Here is a 9,182-nt window from a genome sequence, read left to right as displayed (position 1 = left end):
CGCGTGGCTGTCCTTGTTGCTTCGGCTTTCCGGAGGCCTTGGAGCCATCCCGGAACGCCGCCTCCGGGCGCGGAATATGCCGGAGTTGACGGGGGTTAGGCAAGGCGGAAAGCTGAGCAGATCAGGCCTCCGGCTGGGATACAAATGCTCCCTTAGTCGGAGATGTTTTGATGTCGCGCCTGCCCGGCCTCCCGGTTCGCACGGCACCGGTCATCAAGCCGTCGTTAACGGTCTTTCGTTCCGCGCGCCAGCCTTCATAGAAAATTTTCCCGCAATGGTGATCATGCGCGGGTTTTTATCGCCGGGAATATTGTTTTGGATTTCGCAAGCGCCGCTCCCTCCGTCGTCAAGTCGATCAGGCAGCGTGATCTCCTGAACACGTGGCTGCGACTTTATGCGCGCCAGCAGATTGCGCCGGCGATCTGGGAGTACCAGCCCGCGCGGCTCGAGGAAGAACTGTCCGACCTCATCTACTATACGGTGGACAATTCGGCGCCGACGCCCCGCCTGACCATCCAGAGCGAAGGCACGCGCATCTCGCGCGCCTATGGACACACCGGCAAGGGCGTTCTGCTCGACGACTATGTCGGGCCACGGCTCGCGCCCGTCGTGATGCCGATCTATCATGAATGCGTGGCGCGCGGGCTTCCGGTCTACAGCGTTGCCGACGTCGACGACATCTACGGCCGTATCGTCGCTTACGAACGGCTGCTGCTGCCGTTCCAGATCGACGGCAAGGTCTGCCACGTCATCGCATCGCTCAAGACCTTCTGCGAGGACGGCGGCTTCGAGATCAAGAATCTGATGCGCGGAAATGACGCGCTGCCGCGCGCGAAATTGCGCGCCGTGATCGACCGCGATCTGTTTCATCGCGCACCCGGCCGTATCGCGGCGGCCGACGTGATCGAGTTCGCCGACCAGTCCGGCCCCGGCGTTCCTACCGAGGTCATCGAGCTGAACTAGCCCGATTTGGCGCGGACTTCCTTGGCATAGATATCCGGCTTGAAGCCGACCAGAAGCTTGCCGCCGACCTCGAGCACCGGCCGCTTGATCATTGATGGTTGCGCTAGCATCAATGCCAGCGCCTTTTTCTCGGTCAGGCCTTCCTTATCGGCATCGGGCAGCTTCTTGAAGGTCGTGCCGGCGCGATTGAGCAGCGTCTCCCAGCCGAGCTTGTCGCTCCACTGCTTGAGCTTGTCCTTCTCCACGCCCGCCGTCTTGTAGTCGTGAAACTCGTAAGCGACGCCGTGGGTGTCGAGCCAGGCGCGCGCCTTCTTCATGGTGTCGCAGTTCTTGATGCCATAGATGATGTTGGGCAAGACGTTCCTCGCGCATGCGTGATGCTTCGGCTGCGCGTTGTACGAAACTCCGGTTCACGCCACAATATTGCGGACGAAGCCGACAGCTCTCCGAACGGACATATCATGCACGTCACCCACGATCCCGCCGCAGCCCAGTCACCGACCATCGACTTCAACGCCTTCCTCGCGGTCGATATCCGCGTCGGCACCATCGTCGATGCCAAGCCGTTTCCGGAGGCCCGCAAGCCGGCCTGGCGTCTCTGGATCGATTTCGGTCCCGCCATCGGTGTGCGCAAGAGCTCGGCGCAGATCACGGAAAACCATCCGCTGGAAACTCTGGTGGGGCAACAGGTCGCCGCCGTCGTCAACTTTCCACCACGCCAGATCGGGCCCGTCGTGTCGGAGGTCCTGACGCTCGGTTTCCCCGATGCCGACGGCAAGGTCGTGCTGGTGCAACCAAGCAAGCCGGTGCCGAACGGCGGGCGCCTGTTCTAGCGGCGCGCTCAGGGGCCGGACCATCGTCCCGTTGGCAGCCCGTTCGTCCAATCCCCCAGGCTCCTGACTTCAGCTGTCCGGGCTTGACGAGATCCTTCCTGGCCGTTAATAATGACTGACTGATCGTTTTTTATTATGCCATCGGCGGTCAATTCTCTCGCGATTGAATCGCTAAAACGATCGATCAGTCAGTTATTTATGGACAGCCCGGATGCCCAAGATCAGCGACAAGCAGCGCGAAGGCCGGCGGCAGCAGATTCTCGAAGCGGCCCTCGCCTGCTTCTCCGACAACGGTTTTCACCAGACCGGCATGGCCGACATCGTGAAGCGGTCGGGGCTGAGCCACGGCGCGGTCTATCTCTACTTCCAGAGCAAGGACGATCTGATCGAGGCGCTCGCCGACGACCGGCATCGCCGCGAATCCGTGCTCAACTCGGTCGCGCAAGGATCGGGCGATCCGATCGCGGGACTTCACGCGCTGGTCCGGGTCTACGCGCAGTGGCTCACCGATCCCGCCGGTGAAGCGCGGCGTCGCGTCGGCATCCACGGCTGGGCCGAAGCGCTGCGCAACCGCCGCGTCCGCGCCAGCGTCGTCGAGGGCATCGACATGCCGCGCGCGCTTATCGTGGCGCTGGTCGAGCGCGCCCAGCACGACGGCCTGATCAAGCGCGACCTCGGCGCGGATGCGATCGCGCGCGTTCTGGTTGCGATCTTCCAGGGCTTTGTGCTGCAAAAATGCTGGGGCGAGGATTTCGACGTCGAGGCCTGCATGACGGCGGTCGCCGGCGTGATCGACGGCTTCCGCACCACGAAACCCGACATCAAGCGACGGACCAGGGTGTGACCGATGTCCGGGATCCATGACCTGCTCGCAGGTATCGGCGTCGGTCTCGTCGGGGGACTGACATCCGGCTTCATGGGCACGAGCCCGGGTGGCGGTCTCGTGATCTTCTGTGTGCTGCTGCTCGGCGCGGAGCAGCACGTCGCCCAGGGCACGTCGCTGATCGCGCAGGTGCCTCCGACGGGCCTCGCCGGCGTGCGCCGCTACTGGCAGAGCGGCAATCGCAGCCCGCTGCAATGGGTCATCTGGATCGGCATCGGATTCATGCTGGGCGGCGCAGGCGGCGGTTACGCGGCGGCCGCCGTTTCCGACTCGGTCCTGCAATGGACCTACGTCGTCTACCTCGTTGCGCTGATCGCGGCACTGGTTCTGCGTCGTGACCGCAAGGACGGGACCAACGAGGCCGGCGATCAACAGCAACTGCCCCGGCTCCCGTTGCTCCTCATCGGCATGCTGGCCGGATTTTCTTCCGGCTTCATGGGCATCGGCGGCGGGCTTGCGGTCACGGTCGGTCTCGCCGCGGGCCTGCGCGTGCCGCAACATCAGGCGCAACTCGTCAGCCTCATCTTTTCGGTCATCCCGACCAACATTCCGGCGGCCTGGATCTACTGGAGCAAGGGGCTCGTGGTCGGCTGGCCGGCCATCATCGGCATCCTCGCCGGACTCTGGGTCGGCACCGATCTCGGCGCGCGCATGGCCAATGGTGTCAGCAAATCCGTGCTGCGCCAGGTCATGATCGGGTTGATCTCGCTGATGGCGCTGTACATGACCCATAAGGCGCTGACCTAACTCACGGCCGCTTTGGGATGTTCAGCCCGCGCTGCACCGCCGGACGCGCCAGTCCGCGTTCGAGCCAGGGACCGACCGACTTGAACTCGCTGAATGCGACGAGATCGCCGGCGCCGTAGAAACCGACGAGGTTGCGCACCCAGCCGAGCATGGAAATGTCGGCGATGGTGTAGTCGTCATCCATGAACCACTGCCGGCCGGAGAGATGCGTCTCCATCACGCCGAGCAGGCGCCTGGACTCGCCGACGTAGCGTTCGAGCGGCCGCTTGTCCTCAAACTCCTTGCCGGCGAATTTGTGGAAGAAGCCGACCTGGCCGAACATCGGCCCGATGCCGCCCATCTGGAAATGCAGCCACTGAATGGTCTGGTAGCGGCGCGCCGCATTCTGCGGCAGGAGCTTGCCGGTCTTCTCCGAGAGATATTGCAGGATCGCCCCGGACTCGAACAGCGGCAGCGGCCTGCCGCCGGGACCGTTGGGATCGAGGATCGCCGGGATCTTGCCGTTCGGATTGAGCGAGAGGAATTCCGTCGTCTTCTGATCGTCCTTGCCGAAGTCGACGAGATGCACCTCGTAAGGAAGCCCGACCTCCTCCAGCATGATCGAAACCTTGACGCCGTTCGGCGTCGGCAGCGAATAGAGTTGAAGCAATTCCGGATGCCTGGCCGGCCAGCGCTTGGTGATGGGAAAGGTGGAGAGATCGGACATCGGGCCCCCGGCTTCGTTCGTGAGATGCCGCCTAATCTAGGCGAGCCGGCGACCGAAGCAAGGCCGAGCAGCCGTTACACAATTTCTCCGAGCCGAATTCCGGTCAGAGCGGCCGCAGCAGATGAGTTGTGGCGTACACGATATCGCGTTGTGCGCGCTGCTCGATGAAGAGCTGCCCCATGACAAGCAGCGCTCCGAAGAAAACGAGCGCGAGCAGCGCGGTCGCGAATTGACTGGCATCATTCATCGCGAGAGTTTCTCTGTAGTCGGTTCTCACGGGGAACGCGCGCGGACCAACGACAGTTCCTTCATGCCACAAATAAATTACCACTTTTTCCCATATCGAGACTCATCGGCCAGCCGCCTCAATAATTGATCTCCATCCGCAACCCCCGCGGATCGGTCTCGTTACCGCCGACGCGCTGCATGCTGTCGCGTGCCGCGACCGCGCAGGCGCAGGCGTCGATCAGATCGTCCCGGCCGATGCCGGTGCCGTAGCGCTGCGTCAGCCATTTCGGCAGGCGCGCGAAACMGCGTTGCTCCAGAAGCGCGATGCGTTGCTCGCGGCCTTGCGCCGACGTCTTCTTCGCGAGTTGGACTCGTCCCGCCAAATTCCAGAAGATCAGCTCCGGATGCGCTTCGCCGACCGTCGCTTGCCGTGCCGGCGTCATGATCTCGTCGACCTCCCTGATCTTGTCCCTGATGTTCCAGAGTTGCGCGGATACACCCCTGCCCCTGCCTTCGTGCTCCCAGTAATGGCGGTTGGCCACGGCCATATCGGGAAACGTCCAGAGGTCTCGACGCGCACCGAGAAACACCGCCGGGCCGACCAGTTCGCGGGCGCGCAAGTCGCAGGTTCGATAGCCGCTCGTATTCAATCCGATCGGCATGTCGATCATCGCCCGTGCATGCGACATCGCGAGCAGCCGCGTGAGCCCCGGCGAATAGTCGAAGCCGTGATCGCCGCGATCGTCGATCCAGGCTGCGACCCAGCCGTAGCGAAATCCATCGAGGCCGAGGTAGGTTGGCACGTCATCCATCCGTCATTTGCATTTTTCACACGCGCCTCGCTTGACATCCGCAAGTTGCAGGCGTATTTCCCGCGGCCTCGCGAACACTTCCGTCCGCGAAAACCGTGAACCGAGCGATGAAGCACCGCTACGAAAGATTTGCACGACTGTCGAATGGCCTACGGCCAATCGATGTCGCATGCCCGGCTCATGGGAGCGATCTTGCCTGACCGCAAGATCGACCGTCCGCTTCTCACGGACCCTCCCGAGCCTGCCGCTCCGGAGGGTTTTTTGTTGCCCGCCGCGCGGTCCGTTCGAACACCCCGGCATAGGCCGGAACGGGAGACCCGGATCCCGGGGCTCGCGCTCGAGAGGCGCGTGCCCAAGTGCGCGGGGCCTGCCGGAGGGAACGAGGCGATGAGCCGGACACCGATGGCAGAGCGAACCTGAATGGTTCGCAACATGCGGCGCGTCGACAGCGCCGCGATAGAATTTTCGTAGATCGGTTTGCCGCGATGGTCGCGGCTCAACCGACGCTGGTGGTGAAGATGTCGGATACTTCTCCACGGTAAAGCGGGTTCGAATCCCGCCTTTGACACACGCACCGGGATGCGACCTTGGGAGAGGCTTGCACGCGGCCCGGCGCAGGATCTGTCCGCAAGGACAATCCTGTGTTGTCGTCACTGAAAGCCGATATCGCCCGTTCCCCAGCGTACCCATCAACGGCCGATGCGACAGCATCGGCCTGGCGGTGGTGAAGATGTCTGTTACTTCGGTAAGGCGCAATGCGCCGAGCGGGTTCGAAGCCCGTAACGCTCGCAAGAGCGGCAACAGTATCGCCCGTTCCCCGCCACCCCCATCACGGTCCGTGGTGAAGATCGCTGTTACTTCGCCTATCACGCGAGAGGTCGCGGGTTCGAATCCCGCCCGGTGTACCATGCACCGGTAGCTCAGTGGCCAGAGCGCTTTCCGGCGAGCTTTGGCTCGCCGGGTCACAGCAATCGCCTGTTCCCGGATCGTGTCCCTGTCGTCGCCACCGCCGGTGGTGAAGAGCGCTGTTACTTCGTGGATCGCAATGTCGAAGGTTAGACTCCTTCCGGACGGAAGTCCGTAGCTCAGCGGTAGAGCGTGCGACAGCCCGCAAGGGCAGTCCAGCCTCGCTTGTTCCCCGGCACCAATTATCATTCCACCAGCACCCCAGAGGAGGCCGTCATGGTCAGGCTCAACAAGATCGTTCGCGCCTTCACGCGTCAGGGCGCGCGCGCAATTCGCTTCACGCCCGAGATGGAACTGAAGCGGGCGCTGATGAACTGCCTCCTGTGGGAGGACCAGTTCTACGAGGACGGCGTTGCTATCGCCGACCGCATCAAGGGGCTGGTGCCCAAGGTCGCGCCCGCCCGTGTCGCGCAGCTTGCGATCGAGGCGCGCGAGGTGATGAAGCTGCGGCATGCGCCGCTGCTCGTCATCCGCGAGATGGCGCGGAGCGAGAAGCACCGCGCTCTCGTGGCCGACACGCTCGCCCAGGTGATCCAGCGTCCCGACGAAATGACGGAGCTGCTTGCGATCTACTGGGCGGATGCGCTTGGACCGATGYAGCAGCGCAAGCGTCAGCCCGTCTCGGCGCAGGTGWAGAAGGGTCTCGCCCGCGCGCTGACCAAGTTCGACGCCTACCAGCTCGCGAAGTGGGATCGCGACGGCGCGGTGCGGATCAGGGACGTGCTGTTCCTGGTCCACGCCAAGCCGAAGGACGCCGAGCAGGCAAAGGTGTGGAAGCAGCTCGTCGACGGCGAGCTCGCCTCCCCCGATACCTGGGAGGTGTCGCTCTCGGCCAGCAAGAGCAAGCGCGAGACCTTCGAGCGGCTGATCGCCGAGCGCAAGCTCGGCGGCCTGGCGCTCTTGCGCAATCTGCGGCTGATGCAGAACGCGCAGGTGCCACGCGAGACCATCGCAGGCGCGATCGAGGCGATGCGGACGGATCGTATCCTGCCCTATCGCTTCATCACGGCGGCGCGCTATGCGCCGGACTTCGAGCCCGAGCTCGAGACTGCGATGCTCAAGTCGGTCAAGGAGCATGTGCGGCTGCCCGGCCGCACCCGGCTCCTGATCGACGTGTCGGGTTCGATGTTCGCGGCTCTCTCCGCGCAGTCGGAAATGACGCGCGCGGAGGCGGCGTGTGGTCTTGCCATCCTGGCACGCGAGATCTGCGACGAGGTCGAGATCTTCACCTTCAGCGACAAGGTGGTGAGGGTCCCTCCCCGCCGCGGCTTCGCGCTCAGGGATGCGATCATCAACTCGCAGGCTCATAGCGGAACCTGGCTCGGCAAGGCGGTGACGGAGATCGACCGCAAGGGCGATCGCCTCATCGTCTTCACCGACGAGCAGAGCCACGACCAGGTGCCCGAGCCCAAGGCGCGCGGCACGATTGTGAACGTGGCCTCGTATCAGCACGGTGTCGGCCACGGCGCCTGGACCCGCGTCAACGGCTTCTCCGAGGCCGTGGTCGCGTGGATCGCGGCGTCGGAGACGGCGCTGAACTGATGCGCAACGACAACGGCCCCGGACGCGGGACGCGCCCGGGGCCTCCGAAATCTCTGAAATGATCCGCGCGCGCCGGCCGTGGCGCGCGTAGGATGTGAAGCAGGACACATGACCATGCGACGATCTKATCCCTACATGGAACGCGCCCGCGAGCTCTGCCTCGCCGCCGGCGTCGATCCCGACTCGCGCGTCGGCGAAGGACGCGGTCAGCCGGCCTGGTGCTCGTACCGGGACGCCGCGCGCAAGGAGCATCTCGCCCGCGAGGCCAATGCGACGGCCGGCGCGATCGCGCAGCTCCGCCCGCAGGAGGCGCGTTTCCAGAACGCGCCGCTGAAGATCTTCGGTCCGCATGAGGAGGCGACCATCGCGCAGATGCGCAACTGCATGGCGGTCGGCAACGTCGTGTCCGGCGTGATCTGCGCCGACGGACATCTCGGCTACGCCCAACCGGTCGGCGGGGTCATCGCCTACGAGAAGCAGATCAGCATTTCCGGCGTCGGCTTCGACATCGGCTGCGGCAACATGGCAGCAAAGCTCGACACGCGCTTCGACGACATCGCAGCGATCGTGCCGACGATCATCCGCGACGTCGCCAAGACGATCTCGTTCGGCGTCGGCCGTGCCAATGCCGAACGGGCCGAGCACGATCTGTTCGACGACGGCGATGCCTGGCGCGAGAGCGATATGGAGGCGTACCGTCAGAAGGCGGTGAGCCAGCTCGGCACGGTCGGGTCGGGCAACCACTATGTCGACCTCATGCGCGATGAGGAAGGCTTTGTCTGGATCGGCGTCCACTTCGGAAGCCGCGGTCTCGGTCACACCTCCGCGACGCGCTACCTCAAGGCTGCCGGCGGCAAGGACGGCATGAACGTCCCGCCCGCCGTGGTCGACGAGGACTCCGAGCTCGGCCGCCGCTACATCGCGGCAATGCAGCTCGCTGGGCGCTACGCCTATGCGGGCCGCGAGTGGGTCGTCGAGCGCGTCCGCCAAATCATCGGCGGCAGCGTGACCGAGAGCGTGCACAACCACCACAATTATGCCTGGCGTGAGACCCACGACGGGCGCGATCTGTGGGTGGTGCGCAAGGGTGCGACGCCGGCGTTTCCCGGCCAGAAGGGATTCGTCGGCGGCTCGATGGGCGACGACGCCGTCATTCTTGAGGGCGTCGACAGTCCGGAGGCCAAGGCTTCGCTGTACTCGACCGTGCACGGCGCCGGCCGCCTGTTCGGACGCAACGAGGCGAAGCGGCGCTTCTCGCGCGAGGAGATGGACCGCTGGCTCAACGAACGCGGCGTCACCCTGATCGGTGCCGACCTCGACGAGAGCCCGATGGCCTATCGCCGCCTGCCGGAGGTGCTGGCGCAGCACGCCGGCACCGTGCGGGTGTTGCACACGCTGCGGCCGTTCGCCGTCGCCATGGCCGGCGACGGCGAGTTCGATCCGTGGAAGGACTGATACGAACCGAGGGCGGGAGCCGATGGCTCCCGCCCTTACCACTACGG

At 64.5% G+C, this 9,182-nt stretch carries 10 protein-coding genes; 6 read left to right on the top strand and 4 right to left on the bottom strand.

The genetic code is table 11. From position 1 onward, the window contains the following. The first annotated feature begins 315 nt into the window (after nt 1-315). A complete protein-coding gene (locus tag ACXJL8_RS24900) occupies nt 316-963 on the top strand; it encodes a hypothetical protein (RefSeq protein WP_456622932.1) in 648 nt (215 codons plus the stop codon). Here the strand turns inward: ACXJL8_RS24900 and ACXJL8_RS24895 are convergent. Further along, a complete protein-coding gene (locus tag ACXJL8_RS24895) occupies nt 960-1,319 on the bottom strand; it encodes an ArsC family reductase (RefSeq protein ID WP_456622933.1) in 360 nt (119 codons plus the stop codon). The two genes, ACXJL8_RS24900 and ACXJL8_RS24895, sit on opposite strands and share 4 nt — an antisense overlap. Before the next feature lie 105 nt (nt 1,320-1,424). Here ACXJL8_RS24895 and ACXJL8_RS24890 point away from each other — a divergent pair, with 105 nt between their 5' ends. The 3 genes from ACXJL8_RS24890 (at nt 1,425) to ACXJL8_RS24880 (ending at nt 3,426) form a co-directional block, all read left to right on the top strand. Further along, entirely contained in the window at nt 1,425-1,796 is a 372-nt protein-coding gene (locus ACXJL8_RS24890) for a tRNA-binding protein (RefSeq protein WP_456622934.1), read from the top strand. A gap of 211 nt (nt 1,797-2,007) precedes the next feature. Then, nucleotides 2,008-2,640: a TetR/AcrR family transcriptional regulator gene (locus tag ACXJL8_RS24885; protein ID WP_456622935.1), complete on the top strand. Its 633-nt coding sequence runs from the start codon at nt 2,008-2,010 to the stop codon at nt 2,638-2,640. Nucleotides 2,641-2,643: 3 nt separating this feature from the next. Next, complete coding sequence (locus ACXJL8_RS24880) at nt 2,644-3,426, top strand: sulfite exporter TauE/SafE family protein (RefSeq protein ID WP_456622936.1); 783 nt, start codon at nt 2,644-2,646, stop codon at nt 3,424-3,426. Nucleotide 3,427: 1 nt separating this feature from the next. Here the strand turns inward: ACXJL8_RS24880 and ACXJL8_RS24875 are convergent, their stop codons facing one another. The 3 genes from ACXJL8_RS24875 to ACXJL8_RS24865 form a co-directional block, all read right to left on the bottom strand. Continuing rightward, nucleotides 3,428-4,132: a glutathione S-transferase family protein gene (locus ACXJL8_RS24875; RefSeq protein WP_456685759.1), complete on the bottom strand. Its 705-nt coding sequence runs from the start codon at nt 4,130-4,132 to the stop codon at nt 3,428-3,430. A gap of 103 nt (nt 4,133-4,235) precedes the next feature. After that, complete coding sequence (locus ACXJL8_RS24870) at nt 4,236-4,379, bottom strand: hypothetical protein (protein WP_456622938.1); 144 nt, start codon at nt 4,377-4,379, stop codon at nt 4,236-4,238. Between the two features lie 118 nt (nt 4,380-4,497). After that, nucleotides 4,498-5,163, bottom strand: a complete 666-nt coding sequence (locus ACXJL8_RS24865; protein WP_456685758.1) for a DUF429 domain-containing protein — start codon at nt 5,161-5,163, stop codon at nt 4,498-4,500. A 1,191-nt stretch (nt 5,164-6,354) separates the two neighbouring features. Between ACXJL8_RS24865 and ACXJL8_RS24860 the strand changes: the two genes are divergently transcribed. Beyond that, a complete protein-coding gene (locus ACXJL8_RS24860; protein WP_456685757.1) occupies nt 6,355-7,680 on the top strand; it encodes a TROVE domain-containing protein in 1,326 nt (441 codons plus the stop codon). Nucleotides 7,681-7,794: 114 nt separating this feature from the next. After that, entirely contained in the window at nt 7,795-9,135 is a 1,341-nt protein-coding gene (locus ACXJL8_RS24855) for an RtcB family protein (RefSeq protein WP_456685760.1), read from the top strand. The last annotated feature ends 47 nt before the right edge of the window (nt 9,136-9,182 follow it).

Source organism: Bradyrhizobium sp. P5_C11_2 (assembly GCF_054049755.1).
This window is presented reverse-complemented; position numbering and strand designations above follow the sequence as displayed.

Coding starts and splice junctions, on each gene's coding strand:
- ACXJL8_RS24880 (WP_456622936.1), top strand. CDS start 2,644: ATGTCCGGGATCCATGACCTGCTCGCAGGTATCGGCGTCGGTCTCGTC.
- ACXJL8_RS24890 (WP_456622934.1), top strand. CDS start 1,425: ATGCACGTCACCCACGATCCCGCCGCAGCCCAGTCACCGACCATCGAC.
- ACXJL8_RS24885 (WP_456622935.1), top strand. CDS start 2,008: ATGCCCAAGATCAGCGACAAGCAGCGCGAAGGCCGGCGGCAGCAGATT.
- ACXJL8_RS24875 (WP_456685759.1), bottom strand. CDS start 4,132: ATGTCCGATCTCTCCACCTTTCCCATCACCAAGCGCTGGCCGGCCAGG.
- ACXJL8_RS24870 (WP_456622938.1), bottom strand. CDS start 4,379: ATGAATGATGCCAGTCAATTCGCGACCGCGCTGCTCGCGCTCGTTTTC.